Annotated in this window: 16 protein-coding genes; 6 read left to right on the forward strand and 10 right to left on the reverse strand. The window is 71.9% G+C overall.

From position 1 onward, the window contains the following. The first annotated feature begins 23 nt into the window (after positions 1–23). Positions 24–374, forward strand: a complete 351-nt coding sequence (locus Gocc_RS06395; RefSeq protein WP_220150480.1) for a winged helix-turn-helix transcriptional regulator — start codon at positions 24–26, stop codon at positions 372–374. An 11-nt stretch (positions 375–385) separates the two neighbouring features. Here the strand turns inward: Gocc_RS06395 and pepT are convergent, their stop codons facing one another. From pepT to Gocc_RS06415, 4 genes are all read right to left on the reverse strand, one after another. Further along, on the reverse strand, positions 386–1,657 hold the full coding sequence (gene pepT / locus Gocc_RS06400) for a peptidase T (protein ID WP_114795679.1): 1,272 nt from the start codon (positions 1,655–1,657) through the stop codon (positions 386–388). Then, complete coding sequence (locus tag Gocc_RS06405; protein WP_181813428.1) at positions 1,650–2,987, reverse strand: M20/M25/M40 family metallo-hydrolase; 1,338 nt, start codon at positions 2,985–2,987, stop codon at positions 1,650–1,652. The genes pepT and Gocc_RS06405 overlap by 8 nt, the downstream gene beginning before the upstream one ends. 46 nt (positions 2,988–3,033) lie before the next feature. Further along, entirely contained in the window at positions 3,034–4,116 is a 1,083-nt protein-coding gene (locus Gocc_RS06410) for a sigma-70 family RNA polymerase sigma factor (protein ID WP_114795824.1), read from the reverse strand. 78 nt (positions 4,117–4,194) lie between these two features. After that, on the reverse strand, positions 4,195–5,172 hold the full coding sequence (locus Gocc_RS06415) for a tetratricopeptide repeat protein (RefSeq protein WP_114795681.1): 978 nt from the start codon (positions 5,170–5,172) through the stop codon (positions 4,195–4,197). Between the two features lie 98 nt (positions 5,173–5,270). On the opposite strand from Gocc_RS06415, the gene moeB reads away from it, so the two are divergent. From moeB to Gocc_RS06435, 4 genes are read left to right on the forward strand one after another with little or no spacing between them, the layout of a single operon-like run. Beyond that, positions 5,271–6,473, forward strand: a complete 1,203-nt coding sequence (moeB, locus tag Gocc_RS06420) for a molybdopterin-synthase adenylyltransferase MoeB (protein WP_220150482.1) — start codon at positions 5,271–5,273, stop codon at positions 6,471–6,473. Beyond that, positions 6,470–6,742, forward strand: coding sequence for a ubiquitin-like small modifier protein 1 (locus Gocc_RS06425; protein ID WP_114795683.1), 273 nt, complete (start codon positions 6,470–6,472; stop codon positions 6,740–6,742). Before moeB ends, Gocc_RS06425 begins: the two co-directional genes overlap by 4 nt. Before the next feature lie 2 nt (positions 6,743–6,744). Then, positions 6,745–7,689, forward strand: coding sequence for a PLP-dependent cysteine synthase family protein (locus Gocc_RS06430; protein WP_114795684.1), 945 nt, complete (start codon positions 6,745–6,747; stop codon positions 7,687–7,689). Further along, a complete protein-coding gene (locus Gocc_RS06435) occupies positions 7,683–8,054 on the forward strand; it encodes a M67 family metallopeptidase (RefSeq protein WP_181813429.1) in 372 nt (123 codons plus the stop codon). The genes Gocc_RS06430 and Gocc_RS06435 overlap by 7 nt, the downstream gene beginning before the upstream one ends. Here the strand turns inward: Gocc_RS06435 and Gocc_RS06440 are convergent. The 4 genes from Gocc_RS06440 to xylB form a co-directional block, all read right to left on the reverse strand. Then, positions 8,047–8,382 (reverse strand): cupredoxin domain-containing protein, encoded by a 336-nt coding sequence (locus Gocc_RS06440; RefSeq protein ID WP_114795686.1) that lies wholly within the window; start codon positions 8,380–8,382, stop codon positions 8,047–8,049. The genes Gocc_RS06435 and Gocc_RS06440 overlap by 8 nt on opposite strands. A gap of 81 nt (positions 8,383–8,463) precedes the next feature. Then, positions 8,464–9,432, reverse strand: a complete 969-nt coding sequence (locus Gocc_RS06445) for a Gfo/Idh/MocA family protein (RefSeq protein WP_114795687.1) — start codon at positions 9,430–9,432, stop codon at positions 8,464–8,466. 53 nt (positions 9,433–9,485) lie between these two features. After that, positions 9,486–10,196, reverse strand: coding sequence for an SDR family oxidoreductase (locus Gocc_RS06450; RefSeq protein ID WP_114795688.1), 711 nt, complete (start codon positions 10,194–10,196; stop codon positions 9,486–9,488). Beyond that, on the reverse strand, positions 10,193–11,647 hold the full coding sequence (xylB, locus tag Gocc_RS06455) for a xylulokinase (protein ID WP_114795825.1): 1,455 nt from the start codon (positions 11,645–11,647) through the stop codon (positions 10,193–10,195). Before xylB ends, Gocc_RS06450 begins: the two co-directional genes overlap by 4 nt. A gap of 124 nt (positions 11,648–11,771) precedes the next feature. Between xylB and Gocc_RS06460 the strand changes: the two genes are divergently transcribed. Continuing rightward, a complete protein-coding gene (locus Gocc_RS06460) occupies positions 11,772–12,929 on the forward strand; it encodes a Gfo/Idh/MocA family protein (RefSeq protein WP_114795689.1) in 1,158 nt (385 codons plus the stop codon). A gap of 3 nt (positions 12,930–12,932) precedes the next feature. Here the strand turns inward: Gocc_RS06460 and Gocc_RS06465 are convergent, their stop codons facing one another. Both Gocc_RS06465 and Gocc_RS06470 read right to left on the reverse strand, forming a co-directional pair. After that, positions 12,933–14,150, reverse strand: a complete 1,218-nt coding sequence (locus Gocc_RS06465; RefSeq protein ID WP_114795690.1) for a sugar ABC transporter permease — start codon at positions 14,148–14,150, stop codon at positions 12,933–12,935. Next, entirely contained in the window at positions 14,147–14,944 is a 798-nt protein-coding gene (locus Gocc_RS06470; protein ID WP_114795691.1) for an ATP-binding cassette domain-containing protein, read from the reverse strand. Before Gocc_RS06470 ends, Gocc_RS06465 begins: the two co-directional genes overlap by 4 nt. Positions 14,945–14,996 lie beyond the last annotated feature (52 nt).

The following is a 14,996-nucleotide window of genomic DNA, read 5'->3' on the forward strand; positions in this document are numbered from 1 at the left end:
AGGCCGACGTCTACACTGGGAACGTGTCCACTCGCACGATGCTCTCGGTGCATGCGAGCAAGACCTGCTCGGTCGCGGCCTGCGCGGAGATCGTCGGCGCCAAGTGGACGGTGCTGATCGTGCACGACCTCTCCGAGGGCCCGCGGCGCTTCACCGAGATCGAGCACTCGTGCGCCGGCATCAGCCCGCGCACGCTGGCGGAGCGGCTGCGCTGGCTGGAGGCGGAGGAGATCGTCGTGCGCCACAGCTACGCCGAGTCGCCCCCGCGCGTCGAGTACGAGCTGACCGGCAAGGGCCGCGCGCTGCTGCCGCTCGTCGCGGAGATGCGCCGCTTCGGCCACGAGTGGCTCGGCTGCGGCGTCCACGGCGACTGACGCCTCCGATCTCACGTCTCCGCTTCGGCCCAGACGCGTGCCAACTCGACCACCGTGGCCGCAGCGGCGGCCATGTCCTGGACGCTCGCCCATTCGCGTAGCGAGTGGTAGTTCTGGCCGCCGGTGAAGATGTTCGGCGTCGGCAGGCCTCGCGCCGAGAGCACGGCGCCGTCGGTGCCGCCGCGGATGATCGAGCGCACGGGCTCGACGCCGGCGCGGCGAATCGCCTCCTCGGCGGCCGCGACCACGCGCGGGTGCCGGTCGATGACGGAGCGCATGTTGTGGTAGCTGTCGACGCTCTCCACCGTCACCCGGGCGCGCGGCTCCCGCTCCTCGATCCGGGCGGCGAGACGCCGCACGAGCTCGGTGTGCTGCTCGAGCTTGGCGTCGTCGTGGTCGCGCACGATGAGGTTCACGACGGCATCCTCGACCGAGCCGTGCACGCGTGACGGGTGGATGAAGCCTTCACGACCCTCGGTCGTCTCGGGGGAGAGCGTGTCCCGGGGCAGGCTGGCGACGAAGTCCGCCGCCAGCTTGACGGCGTTCACGAGCCTCCCCTTCGCCGAGCCGGGGTGCGCGCCGCGGCCGCGGATCGTGACCTTCATCGCGCGCGCCGAGAACGTCTCGACCTCGATCTCGCCGATGCCGGAGCCGTCGAGCGTGTAGGCGACGTCGGCGCCGAACGCGTCGAGGTCGAAGTGCAGCGTCCCACGGCCGACCTCCTCGTCCACCGTGAAGGCGACGCGGACGGTGGCGTGCGCGGGATGCGGATGCGCCGCGAGGTAGGCCACGGCGGCCATGATCTCGGCCACGCCGGCCTTGTCGTCGGCGCCGAGCAACGTGGCGCCGTCGCTCGTGACGATGTCGTGACCGTGACGGGCGGCGAGCTCGGGCTCCTCGTCGGGGTCGAGCACCTGCGACGGGTCGCCGGGCAGCACGATCGGCGCGCCCGCGTAGTCCTCGTGCACGATCGGCGACACGCCGGCCCCGGGCGCCTCCGGCGTCGTGTCGACGTGCGCGATCAGCCCCACGACGGGCGCGCCGGGAGCGCCGGGCAGCGTCGCGAACACGTAGCCGTGCCCGGTCAGCTCGACGTCGTCGAGCCCGATCTGCCGCAGCTCCGCCGCGAGCATGCGCGAGAGGTCGAGCTGTGCGGCCGTGCTCGGATACGCCGCCGCGCCCTCGGCCGCCTGGGTGTCGACGCGGACGTAGCGCAGGAAGCGCTCGAGCACGCCGCCGGCGAGATCCTGCGCGAGCGGCGACGAGTAGGGAGCGCTACCCAAGCCGGGCGAAGCGACGGAAGAGAGCGGCGGCCGCGGCGACGCCGAGAGGGAGGTACTCGGCAGGAATGCGCTCGTTCGGCGAGTGGATGTTCGACTCGTTGAGGGAGAAGCCCGTCAACACGGTGGCGACGCCGCGCGAGGCGAGCGCCGACACGAGCGGGATCGCGCCGCCGGAGCGGATCAACAGCGGCCGCACGCCCAGCACCTCCTCGAATGCCTCGAGCCCGAGCCGCACCGCGGGAGCGTCGGCCGAGACGAGGCCGGGAGGCGCCGAGGAGAGCACGCGCACGTCGACGGCCGCGCCCGGCGGCGCCGCCTCGCGCAGCAGCCGCTCCACGGCCGCCGTCATCTGCGCGGGATCCTGGTCGCCGACGAGCCTGATGGAGAGGTTCGCCTCCGCCTCGACGGGGATCACGGTCTTCTGCAGCACGGGCGAGCCGCCGAGGATGCCGTGCACGTCCAGCGACGGCTCGGCCCACGTGCGCACGTAGAACTCCTCGCCGGCACGCGGGTCGGCCGGGCGCGAGCCTGCCGCGGCGATCTCGCCGGGGCCGGCCGGCAGCGCGGCCCAGGCCGCGAGCTCGTCGGCCGAAGGAGGCACGACCCCGGCGCGGAGGGCCTCCGGCAGGCGGCCGTCTCGCGGGAGCACCCCGGACAGCGTCTGCATCATCGCGTGCATCGCGTTGAGCGACGCGCCGCCGTACATGCCGGAGTGCAGGTCGCGCTCGCCGGTGCGCACCGTGACGTGGAAGTAGCAGAGCCCGCGCACGGCGATGTTGAAGGCGGGCCGGCCGCGCTCGACCATGCCGCTGTCGAACACGACGGCGGCGTCGGCGCCGCGCGCGTCCTGCGCGAGCCAGTCGACGATCGAGTGGCCGCCGATCTCCTCCTCGCCGTCGCAGGCGAAGCGGATGTTGACGGGCAGCTCGCCGGCCGCGGCGAGCAGCCCGGCGGCCTTCAGCAGCATGTACAGCTGGCCCTTGTCGTCGGCGGTGCCGCGGGCATAGAGCCAGCCGTCGCGCTCGACGAGCGCGAACGGGGGCGACTCCCACAGCTCGAGCGGGTCGGGCGGCTGCACGTCGAAGTGGCCGTAGACGAGGATCGTCGGCGCCGTCTCGGGGCTCGTCGAGGCCTCGAGCTCGCCGACGACCAGCGGCCGGTCGCCCCACGGGACGACGTCGGCCACGCCGCCGGCGGCGCGCACGCGCGCGGCGACCCAGCGCGCGGCCGCCGCGACGTCGTCCTGACGGTCGGGATCGGCGCTGACGGAGGGAATCGCGATGAGCTCGGCGAGCTCGGCGACAAGCTGGTCGGTCGGCGGGAGCAGCACGGACGACGATTGTAAGGACCGCGGGCGTCGCCGGATGCAGTCCGGCTCAGGCGACGTCGCGCACGCTGCTCGCCTCGGCGAGCGCGCGCAGCTTCTTGAGGCTCTGGTGCTCGATCTGGCGGATGCGCTCGCGCGTGACGTTGAAGGCGCGTCCGACCTCGTCGAGCGTACGCGGCTGGTTGCCGTCGAGCCCGTAGCGCAGCTCGAGCACGGCGCGCTCGCGCGGCGACAGCGAGCCGAGGATGGAGCGCAGCGCCTCGCGCCGCAGCGCCACCTCCGCCTCCTCGTCCGGCAGCGGCGCGGTCTCGTCGGTGAGGAAATGCCCGAACTCGGACTCCTCGTCGTCACCGACCGGCTTCTCGAGCGAGACGGGTGTCTGCGCGGAGCGGCGGATCTGCTCCACCTCCGCGAGCGAGAGGTCGAGGTCCTTCGCGATCTCGGCCGCCGTCGGCTCGCGCGCGAGCTCGGCGCGCAGCTTGCGCTCGGAGCGGTTGATCTTGTTGAGCTTCTCGACGACGTGCACGGGCATGCGGATGGTGCGGCCCTTGTCGGCGATCGCGCGCGCCACCGCCTGGCGGATCCACCAGGTCGCGTAGGTCGAGAACTTGAAGCCCTTGCGGTGGTCGAACTTCTCGGCCGCGCGCACGAGGCCGATCGTCCCCTCCTGGATGAGGTCGAGAAACGGCAGCCCCTGGTTGCGGTAGCGCTTGGCGATCGACACGACGAGGCGCAGGTTGGCCTCGACCATCGCCTGCTTGGCGGAGTGGTCGCCGGCCTCGATGCGCTTGGCGAGCTCGACCTCCTGCGCCGCGCTGAGCAGCGGCACCTTGCCGATGTCCTTGAGGAAGAGCTGGAGCGTGTCGGTGGATATCTCGGCGTCCGCCTCCCACTCCTTGTCGGCGTCGTCGCCTCCGACCACCTCGATCTGCGCGTCCTCGAGGGCCGAGTAGAACTCGTCCAGCTGCGCCGCGTCGAGGTCGAGCTCGTCGAGCGCGAGCGCCACCTCCTCGGCGTCGAGCTTGCCCGCGAGCCGGCCGGCGTCGAAGAGCGAGCGCGCCTCGGCAAGTTCGAGGACGCCGGCGCCCTCGACGGGGGGTTGCGCCGTGCTCCCTGGATCAAGTGCGCTCAGGTCCGCCCCCTTTTCGCTCGCGTCGCCCTGACGGTAGCCGTCGCGATGGGCCGGCGTCAAAAAGTCGCCTCGGGCGGGTCAGACGCCGGCCGCGGCGAGCTCGTCGAGGTAGCGCCCGGCCTCGCGCGCAAGCGGCGAGGAGGGCTCGGAGGCGCGGGCGAGCGCGAGCTGGCGCTTCGCCTCCTTCACCTGCCCCGACCACAGCAGCAGGAGCCCGAGGTGGAAGCGCACCGTCGCCGCGCGGGGGAAGCGACGCGTGAGCGGGCCGAGCCGCGAGAATGCCGCCGCCGGCCTGGCCTTGTCGAAGCGGCCGACGGCGGCGGCGACCTGCGCCTGGGCGTCGCCCGGCGCGCTGCGCGCGGCGGCGGCGTACTGCCGCTCGGCCGAGCGCTGCTTGCCGAGGCGCTGCAGGGCGACCCCGTAGAAGAGCCGGTCGTCGACGCGCCCGCTGCCCGCGTTGCGCGCGAGCAGCGCGAGCTGAGCGTCGGGGCGGCCCCGGAGCTCGTTCACCGCGGCCGGCATCGGCCGGGTGGGGACGAAGATGGGCAGGTTGCGGGCGTATTCGGGATAGAGCAGGTTGCCGGCCGTGACGGCGTACGCGCTGTCCGGCTCCGAGGCGGCGGCCGACCGCCATGCCGCCTTGCCGTCGCTCTCGCCGGTCCAGAGCTGGACGATGCCGAGATTGAGCTGGATCACGGCGCTCTTCGGGTGGAGCCCGGCGAGCTGCGTCAGGCGTGCGAGCGTCCCCTCGGGCCAGCCGCTGAACGCGCGGCCGACGCGCGCCTCGAGCGAGTCGTAGCGCTGGAACAGCGCCGCCGCCCCAGTGCGCTTGCCGGCCTCGTAGAGCCGGAGCGCCTGCCGCAGGTCGCGTGCCTCGCGATCCGTGCGCACGCCGAGGTCGAGCGACAGCGGCGGCGCTCCGCGGCGCTGCGGCGGGCCGGACGGGGCGGTCGTCTGGGGGCGGTCGCCGGAGGCGATCGTGATGCCGACGACCGCGGCCGCGGCGAGGGCGGCGGCGGCGACGACGACGGCGATCACGCGGGTGCGGGGGCTCATGCCGTGAAGGTAGCCGGGAACACGATCGCGCCGCTGTCGTTACAGCTATGCGAGACCCTTTCGGGAGAGCGTCCAACCTCGCTATAGTCTTTGAAGTAATGACGACCTACAGAGAGCTCCTCGCACACGTCAAGGCCGAGATCGACGAGATCTCGACACCCGACACCCATGCGCTGCTCGCCGCGCCGCAGCCGCCGTTGCTCCTCGACGTGCGCGAGCAGGAGGAATGGCAGGAGGGCCACCTGCCGGGCGCGGTCCACGTGCCGCGCGGGAACCTCGAGTCGCGCGTCGAGACGCTCGTGCCCGACAGGGGCCGCGAGATCGTCGTCTACTGCGCGGGCGGCGCCCGCTCCGCCTTCGCGGCCAAGTCGCTCGCCGAGCTCGGGTACGAGCGGGTGCGGTCGATGGCCGGCGGCTTCGCCGACTGGAAGCGCAACGGCTTCACGTACGTGACGCCGCAGGCGCTGACACCCGCGCAACGCGCCCGCTACTCGCGCCACATCCTCATCCCCGAGGTGGGCGAGGAAGGGCAGCAGAAGCTCCTCGCGGCGCGCGTCCTCCTCATCGGGGCCGGCGGGCTCGGCTCGCCGGCGTCGCTCTATCTCGCGGCGGCGGGCGTGGGCACGCTCGGCGTCGTCGACGCCGACGTCGTCGACGACTCGAACCTGCAGCGCCAGATCGTGCACTCGACCGACACCCTCGGCGAGCCGAAGGTGCTGTCGGCGAAGCGCACGATCGAGGCGCTCAACCCCGACGTCGAGGTGGTCCCGTACCAGGAGCGACTGACGTCGGAGAACGTCGAGCGGATCCTCGCCGACGGCTGGGACGTGATCGTCGACGGCGCGGACAACTTCCCCACCCGCTACCTCGTCAACGACGCCTCCGTCTGGCACGACATTCCCGTCGTGCACGGGTCGATCTACCGCTTCGAGGGGCAGGTGACCGTCTTCCATCCCCACGCCGGCCCCTGCTACCGCTGCCTCTACCCCGCCCCGCCGCCGCCCGAGCTCGCCCCGAGCTGCGCGGAGGGCGGCGTGCTCGGCGTGCTGCCCGGCATCGTCGGCTCGCTCCAGGCGAGCGAGGCGCTGAAGCTGATCCTCGGCGCCGGCGAGACGCTGACCGGCCGCCTGCTCCTGTTCGACGCCCTGCACACGACCTTCGACGAGGTGACCGTGAAGAGAGACCCGACCTGCCCGGTCTGCGGCGAGACGCCGTCGATCTCCGAGTACATCGACTACGTCGAGTTCTGCGCCGGCGCGCCGTCGGGTGCGCCGGGCGCGCAGCGGCCGGTGCACGCATGACCGCCGTCCGCATCCCCCCCACGCTGCGCAACGAGGTCGGCGGCGCGCGGCAGGTCGAGGCGTCCGGCAGCACCGTGCGCGAGGTGCTCGACGACCTCGTCTCGCGCTACCCGGCCCTCGGCGCGCAGATCTTCGCCGACGGGGGCATCGCGCCGTTCGTCAACGTCTACCTCGGCGGCGAGGACGTGCGCACCCTCGACGGGCTCGACACCGCGATCGGGGCCGGCCAGGCCGTGATCCTCCTGCCGGCGATGGCGGGAGGCGCCTGAGCGTGCGCAGCGCGGTCACGCCGTCCCTGCTCGATCTCATCGGCAACACGCCGCTCGTCGAGTTGCCGCGGATCTCGCCGAAGCCGGCGGTGAAGATCTACGCGAAGCTCGAGGGGCAGAACCCGACCGGGTCGATCAAGGACCGGGTCGCGAAGGCGATGATCGAGGCGGCCGAGACCGCCGGCGAGCTGGAGCCGGGGCGCCACCTGCTCGAGCCGACGTCGGGGAACACCGGGCACGCGCTGGCGCTGGTGGCGAAGCTGAAGGGCTATCCGCTCACCTGCGTGATGCCGGAGAACGCGACGGAGGAGCGCAAGCGCCTGCTGCGGCTCTACGGCGCGGAGATCGTGCTCTCGCCGGGCGAGCAGGGCTCGAACGGCGCCGTCCGGCTCGCGCTCGAGCTGGCCGAACGCGACCCGAAGTACTTCATGCCGTTCCAGTACGCGAACCCGGCCAACCCGCGCGCCCACTACGAGGGCACCGGCGCCGAGATCGCCGAGGCGCTCGAGCGGGTCGACGTGCTCGTGGCGGGCCTCGGCACCGGCGGCACGCTGATGGGCACCGGCGAGCGACTGCGCGAGTCGTTCCCGGACATCCTCGTCGCGGCCGCCGAGCCGCTGCCGGGCGACCCGGTGATGGGTCTGCGCTCGCTCGACGACGGCTACGTGCCGCCGATCCTCGACGTCTCCAAGCTCGACCGCAAGGTGCTCGTCTCGAACGCGGAGTCGGTGCACGGCGTGCGCGCGCTGCTCCAGCTCGAGGGCATCTTCGCCGGCGTCTCGTGCGGCGCCGCCGTCCACGTCGCGCGCAGGCTCGCGGAGGATCTCGACGAGGGCGTGATCGTGACGATCCTCGCCGACGCCGGCTGGAAGTACATGTCGGCGGGCTTCTGGGACGCGGTCGACGAGGACGTCGAGCAGTCGATGGAGCGCACCGTCTGGTGGTAGTGCCCGCCGGCGTGCGGCAGGCGCTCGCAGAGCACGCACGAGCCGAGCTGCCGAACGAGGCCTGCGGGCTCGTGCTGTTCGAGGACGGCGTGGCGGTCGAGTACGTGCCCGGTCGCAACGCGTCGCCGTCGCCCTACCACTTCGAGCTCGAGATCGACCCGCTCTCGTGGGCCGACATCAACGACCGCGACGTGACGCAGGCGGTCTTCCACTCGCACGTGTCGTCGCCGCCGCGCCCGTCGCGCACCGACGTGCGGAACATCGGGCTGTGGGCCGGCCAGCCGTATCTCATCTACACGGTGCGCACCGACGAGCTGACCGCCTGGCGCATCGCCGGCGGCACGATCGAGCCGATCCCTACTTGACGGTGAAGGAGCCCTTCATCGAGGTCAGGTGCGGATCGCACACGAACCGGTAGGTGCCCTTCTTCAGCGTCAGCGTGAAGGTCTTCGAGCCGGTGGCCGGCACGCTCGTCTTGATGTTGACGCCGGGGCCCGTGAGGTGGAAGTTGTGGATGTTCGACTTGTCCGCGATCACGAGCCTGATCTTCCCGGCCTTCGTCGGCTTCGAGGCCATCGAGATGGTGAAGCCCGGGCCGACCGTGCCCTTGAAGGTCGGTATGGCGGCGGCCGCCGGCAGCGCGGCGACGAGAGCGGCGGCGGCGACGGCCGCCGCGAGAGCGATACGGGTCATGGTGCTCCCAGCGTTGGAGAGGATGTCTGTCTTCCTACCTTTCGAGCGTAGCCGCCGAGCGGTTTGCCCCGCCGCATGCAGTCACAGCTCGACGGGTCGGCCCTCGGCGGCGGAGCGGTAGAGGGCCTCGATCGTGCGTGCCTGGGCGACCGCGTCCTCACGGCCGAGCAGCGGCGCCCCGCCGCCGCGAATCGCAGTGCCGAGGTCCTCGAGCTCGAGCCGGTAGGAGTCGGCCGGCTCGACGGCGATGCGCTCGACCTCGCCGTCGCGGCGAAGCTCGATCACCGGGTTCCGGCAGTGCCACGGGTCGTCGAGGAAGATCGACCCCTCGCTGCCTATCGCCTCCAGCTCGTCGCGCTCGGGGAGCGTCGTCCCGCAGTCGAAGAGCGCGAGCACGTCGCCCGGGAATCGCATCATGCCGGCGAACACCCAGTCGGTGCCGGTCGGGCCGGTGAGCTGCCGGCCGTAGACGACCTCGGGCTCGCCGCCGAGCAGCCGCGAGCCGCTGACGCAGTAGCAGCCGACGTCCATCAGCGACCCCCCCTCGACGTCGGTGCGCAGGCGGATGTTGCCGGCGTCGTGGAGCGAGTAGCTGAAGGTCGAGCGGATGACGCGAAGCTCACCGATCGCTCCCACGTCGACGAGCTCCTCGAGGCGCTTCGTCTGGGGGTTGTGGCGGTACATGAACGCCTCCGTGAGCAGGCGTCCGGTCCGCTCGGAGACGTCGAACGCCGCCTCGACGTCGGCCGCGTGGCGGCTCATCGGCTTCTCGCAGAGAACGTGCTTGCCTGCCTCGAGCGCCCGGATCGACCACTCGCAGTGCATCGAGTTCGGCAGCGGGATGTAGACCGCCTCGACGTCCGGGTCGGCGAGCACCTCCTCGTAGGAGCCGTACGCCCGCTCGATCCCCCATCTCCGCGCGAACTCCTCGGCCCGCGCGCGGTCGCGGCTCCCGACCGCGAGCAGCTCGACCTCGTCGGATGCCTGCGCGCCCGGGATCAGGCGGCGATTGATGTCGGCGGTCGAGATGATTCCCCACTTCACTGGCATGCTGTCTCCTGTTTCATCGGCGTTCTCGGCCTGCGGAGGCTCGACCGGTGGCGTTAGCCCCAGGAAGCCTCGCTCATCGGACGCAGCGCGGTCTCCAGGATGCGGTGGTTGCGCGAGCGGGTGAGGGTGAACATGACCACCTCGGCGACGTCTTCGGCGGTCATCATGCCGGAGAGCACCTCGCGGCTGCGGCCACGCCCCTCGTCGAGCGCGAAGTCCGTCGCGACGCCGCCCGGGCAGACGTTCGTGCAGCGGACGCCGTGCTCGCGCAGCTCGCCGTCGAGCGCGCGCGTGAAGCCGACCTGCCCGAACTTCGACGCGCAGTAGACGGCCTCGCCCGGGAGCCCGCGCCGGCCTGCCTCGGAGGCGAGCGTCACGATGTCGGCCTCGCCGCTTCGAAGCAGATGGGGCAGCGCCGCGCGCACGGCGTAGATCGTCCCCTTCAGGTTGACGTCGATCATCTCCTCGAGGTGCGCGGGAGACAGGTCGAGGAACGGCCCGTAGGCGCCGACGCCCGCGTTCGCGACGAGGATGTCGAGCCTGCCGAAGCGCTCGACCGTCGCGGCCACTGCGGCGTCGACCTGCGCCGGGTCGGAGACGTCGCAAGGGACGCCGATCGCGCTCTCGAGGCCGAGGTCGTCGCCGCTGCGAGAGGCGAGCCCGACCTTCACTCCTTCGGCGACGAGAGATCTCGCGACGGCGGCTCCGATACCGCGGCTGGCGCCGGTGACGAACGCGACCTTCCCTGCAAGCGTGGTGCTCATGCGTTCTCCACTCCTTTCAGTGCGGGATAGAGGGCACGGTAGCGCCCATGGATCTCCTCGTAGGCTTCCGCCCAGGTCGTGTCCGGCTCCACCGTCTCGCGCACGCGCACGCAGCGGGCGACCGCGTCGTGCACGTCCGCGAAGACGCCCCCGGCGACACCGCCGAGCAGCGCCGCGCCGTAGGCGGAGCCCTCCTCGGCGGCCGTCGTCTCGAGCGGCAGGCCGAGCACGGAGGCGACGATGCGCAGCCATGTCGGAGAACGCGCGCCACCGCCGGAGACACGCGCCGCCTCTGCCTCGACACCCAGGCCGCGGAGCAGCTCGAGCGAGTCGCGCAGCCCGAACGCGACGCCCTCGAGCACCGCCCGCACCATCGCGCCGCGGTCGTGGCGCACCCCGAGCCCGACGAACGCGGCCCTCGCGCGCGGATCGGCGTGTGGGGTTCTCTCGCCCGCGAGGTAGGGCTGGAACAGCAGGCCCTCGGCGCCCGGCGCCCACGCGTCTGCCTCGGCGACGAGCCGCTCGAACGGCACGTCCACAGCGAGCCGGTCGTGAAACCACTGCAGCGAGCCGGCAGCCGACAGCATCACGCCCATTGCATGCCAGGCACCCGGCACCGCATGGCAGAACGCGTGCACGCGGGCCTGCGGCTCGGCGTGAAACGACGGCAGCGCGGCGAAGACGACGCCAGAGGTGCCGAGCACGACCGAGAGCGGGCCGGCATGGTCGATTCCCACTCCGAGCGCGGCAGCGGCGCAGTCGCCGGAACCCGCCGCGACCGGGATCCCTTGTGACACATTGTCACAAGCGATCGTGGCGCCGGCGACCTCCGCTGACTCGAACGCGGGCGGCAGCCACGCGCCCGGCAACTCGAGCGCCTCGAGCACCTCGGCCGACCAGGTGCGCCGGGCGACGTCGAGGAGAAGCGTCCCCGAGGCGTCGGCGACGTCGCTCGCCCACTCGCCGGTCAGCCGCAGCCGCACGTAGTCCTTCGGCAGCAGGACGCGCGCGATACGCGCGTACACGTCCGGCTCGTGGCGGCGCAGCCACAGGAGCTTCGGCGCGGTGAAGCCGGTCAGCGCCCGGTTGCCGGTCAGCGCGATGAGCCGGTCGAGGCCGACGCGCTCCTCGATCTCGGCGCACTCGGCGCCGGTGCGCTGGTCGTTCCAGAGGATCGCCGGACGCAGCACACGGCCCGCGCCGTCGAGCGTGACGAGCCCGTGCATCTGCCCCGAGAGGCCGATGCCCGCGACCTCGCGACCCGCCGAGACGTCGGCGAGCGCCGCCTGCGCGGCGCGCCACCAGTGCTCCGGATCCTGCTCCGACCAGCCGGGGCGCGGAGTCGAGAGCGGGTAGCCGCGCTCGGCCCGCGCCACGACGCCGCCGTCCGGGTCGATCGCGATCGCCTTCGCGCCGGTCGTGCCGACATCGAGGCCGACGCAGACGCTCACGCGCCGGGTACCGCGCCGACGACGGAGCGCGCGCGTCTCATCGGCCACCTGCTGACGTCCTCGCTCCCATGCGCAGCCGTAGTATCTCGGAACGCGAAGCCGGGGCGCTGCGAAGGAGCGACAGATGAGCGAGAAGCAGGCGGGGATAGGCGCGAGGCCCGAGACCCGGGCCGTCGGGGAGATCGACGAGATCGGCATCGGCATGCTCGGGTACGCGTTCATGGGCAAGGCCCACTCGAATGCGTTCCGCAAGATCTCCTACATGACGTGGCCGCCCCCGCTGCGGCCGCGGCTCGTCGCGATCGCCGGCCGCAACGAAGAGGCGGTCGCGGGCGCCGCGCAGCGGTACGGCTACGAGCGCTGGACGACCGACTGGCGGGACATCGTCTCCGACCCGGCGATCGGCCTGTTCGACAACGGCGGCCCCAACTCCCTGCACGCCGAGCCGACGATCGCCGCCGCGGAAGCGGGAAAGCACGTCGTGTGCGAGAAGCCGCTCGGCCGTAGCGCCGACGAGAGCCACGCTATCTGGCAGCGCGTCGCCGCCACCGGCGTCAAGCATCTGTGCGCCTTCAACTACCGCTTCGTACCCGCCGTGCGGCTCGCCCGGGAGATGATCGAGGCGGGCGAGCTCGGCGAGATCAGGCACTTTCGCGGCCGCTACCTGCAGGACTGGGGCGACGACCCGACCCTCGACAGCTGGCGCTTCCACGCCGACGAGGCCGGGTCCGGCGCCCTCGGCGACCTCGGCGCCCACGTGATCGACCTCGCCCGCTTCCTCGTCGGCGAGATCTCGACCGTCTCCGCCCTCATGCGGACATTCCTCGCGGGCCGGCAGGTCGACGACGCGGTCGAGGCGGCCGTCGAGTTCGAGCACGGCGCCGTCGGGACGATCGAGTGCACGAGGCTCGCGCTCGGCCGGCGCAACGCGTTCCAGTGGGAGATCAACGGCTCGAAGGGGTCGCTCGCGTTCGACATGGAGCGGCTCAACGAGCTCCAGGTGTTCCGGGCCGACGGCGACCGCGCCCGCGGCTTCAAGACCGTGCTCGTCTCGGAGGCCGACCATCCGTTCTGGGATTTCTGGTGGCCGCCCGGGCACATCATCGGCTGGGGCGAGACGTTCGTCCACGAGATTCACCATCTCCTGCGCGCGATCGCGGACGACGGCGACGTCGCCCCGTACGGAGCCACGTTCGAGGACGGCTACAGGGCCGCGGAGGTGTGCGACGCGATCGTCCGCTCGAGTGAGAGCGGGACGCGCGAGACGATCACGTACCGCTGAGGCTCAGCGCCCCGCCTTCGTCTGGCGCCGGCGCAGCACGGTGTCGAGCGTCACGGCGAAGAGCAGGATCGCTCCGGTCACGACGAAGATGACCCCCTGGGTGAGGTTGAGCGTGTTGAGGCCGTTGGCGATGGTCGCGATCACGAGCGAGCCGAACAGCGCGTCGCGGACCTCGCCGCGGCCGCCGAAGAGGCTCGTGCCGCCGATGACCGCCGCCGCGATCGCGTCGATCAGGAGCGTGCCGCCGCCCGCGTTCAGGTCGACGCTGTTGAGGCGCGCGGCGAGCACGATGCCGCCGAGCCCGGCCATCCCGCTCGAGATCATGAAGACGAGGATGCGGACGCGTACGACGTTGATGCCCGCGCGCCGCGCGGCCTCCGCGTTGCCGCCGACGGCGTAGACGTGACGGCCGAACGTCGTGCGCTTGGCGACGTACGTCCACAGCAGCAGCATCGCCACGATCAGGAGCAGGACGAAGGGCACGCCGCGGTCCCTGTTGCAGATGGCGACGGTGGCGAACGCGACCGCCGTCACGCCCACGAGCTTGGCCGCGACGAGGAACGGATCGCGTACGGCGACGCCGTGGCGGCGACGCGCGAGCACCCCGCTCAGCACGCCGGCGACGTAGACGGCGGAGACGACGCCGGCGATGATCCACCCGACCCCGTCGGAGAAGAAGTAGTTGGCCACGTTGTTGACCGTGTCGTCCTGGATCACGAGCACGCCCTGCGGGATCGACTTCTGGATCACTCCCTGCCAGATCTGGAAGCCGGCGAGCGTGACGACGAACGCGGGAACGCCGATGAAGGCGACGAACGAGCCCTGGAACGCTCCGATCGCCGCGCACGCCGCGATGGCGAGGGCGATGGCGACGAGGCCCGGGATCTGATGCCCGCTCCCCGCGAGCGTGAGCTGGGCGACGACGACGCCGGCGATGCCGCTCACGTAGCTGATCGAGAGGTCGATCTCGCCGAGCAGGAGAACGAACACGACGCCGTAGGCCAGCATCGTCACTCCCGCCATCTGCGTGATGATGTTGATGAAGTTGGAGGGCGTGAAGAAGTTGTTCGCCTTCAGGGAGAAGAAGAGGACGATGACGGCCAGCCCGATGACGACCGGCCAGCTGCCGAGGTTGCCCGCGCGGATGTTGTCGCGCACCCGCTGCGAGAAGGTCTCCCCTGCGAATGCCGGAGCAGCGGCCTGAACGTCGCCGTCCGTCACGCGGTCGCCTCCGGAGCCGTCGACGGGATGCCGGAGACCTTCGTCGGAACACCGGCCGTGATCGCCTGCACGACCTCCTGCTGGGTCGTTCCGGCGCGCTCGTAGACGGCGACGTTGCGGCCGAGCCGCAGCACCGTGATCCGCGTCGCGACCTCGAAGATGTCGTGCAGGTTGTGCGAGATGAGAACGACCGCGAGCCCCTGCTCGGCGAGGCGCGCGACGAGCTCGAGCACCTGCTGCGTCTGCGCGACGCCGAGCGCCGCGGTCGGCTCGTCGAGGATGACGAGGCGGGAGTTCCACATCACCGCGCGGGCGACGGCGACCGACTGCCGCTGGCCGCCCGAGAGCGTCGCGACCGGCCGGCGGATCGAGCCGATCGTCGTGACGGCGAGGCTCTTCATCGTCTCGGCCGTCTTCGCCTCCATCACGGGCTCCTTGAGCCGCTGCAGCCAGTCGCGCGCCTCGCGGCCGAGATACATGTTCTGGACGACGTCGAGGTTGTCGCACAGGGCGAGATCCTGGTAGACGACCTCGATCCCGAGCCTCGCCGCGTCCTTCGGCCCGTGGATGTCGACGCGCCGGCCGTCGAACAACAGCTCGCCGCCGTCCACGGCGTAGATGCCGGCGACGCACTTGATCAGCGTCGACTTGCCGGCGCCGTTGTCGCCGACGAGCGCCATCACCTCACCCGCGCGGACCTCGAAGTCGACGTCGCTGAGCGCCTGCACGGAGCCGAAGCTCTTCGAGATCCCGCGGAGCTCGAGCAGGGGAGTTTGGGGTGCGGTCGTCGTCATCGGCGCAGGGGGGTGAGGTGGGGGCCCGCCAGGCGGGCCCCCACCTCGGATT

Source organism: Gaiella occulta, from assembly GCF_003351045.1.
In the GTDB taxonomy this organism is placed as follows: Bacteria; Actinomycetota; Thermoleophilia; order Gaiellales; family Gaiellaceae; genus Gaiella; species Gaiella occulta.

Bases quoted from the DNA above. Each gene is read 5' to 3' on its own strand.
- Gocc_RS06415 (WP_114795681.1), bottom strand. From the start codon at position 5,172: ATGAGCCCCCGCACCCGCGTGATCGCCGTCGTCGTCGCCGCCGCCGCC.
- moeB (WP_220150482.1), top strand. From the start codon at position 5,271: ATGACGACCTACAGAGAGCTCCTCGCACACGTCAAGGCCGAGATCGAC.
- Gocc_RS06425 (WP_114795683.1), top strand. From the start codon at position 6,470: ATGACCGCCGTCCGCATCCCCCCCACGCTGCGCAACGAGGTCGGCGGC.
- Gocc_RS06440 (WP_114795686.1), bottom strand. From the start codon at position 8,382: ATGACCCGTATCGCTCTCGCGGCGGCCGTCGCCGCCGCCGCTCTCGTC.
- Gocc_RS06445 (WP_114795687.1), bottom strand. From the start codon at position 9,432: ATGCCAGTGAAGTGGGGAATCATCTCGACCGCCGACATCAATCGCCGC.
- Gocc_RS06450 (WP_114795688.1), bottom strand. From the start codon at position 10,196: ATGAGCACCACGCTTGCAGGGAAGGTCGCGTTCGTCACCGGCGCCAGC.
- Gocc_RS06460 (WP_114795689.1), top strand. From the start codon at position 11,772: ATGAGCGAGAAGCAGGCGGGGATAGGCGCGAGGCCCGAGACCCGGGCC.
- Gocc_RS06470 (WP_114795691.1), bottom strand. From the start codon at position 14,944: ATGACGACGACCGCACCCCAAACTCCCCTGCTCGAGCTCCGCGGGATC.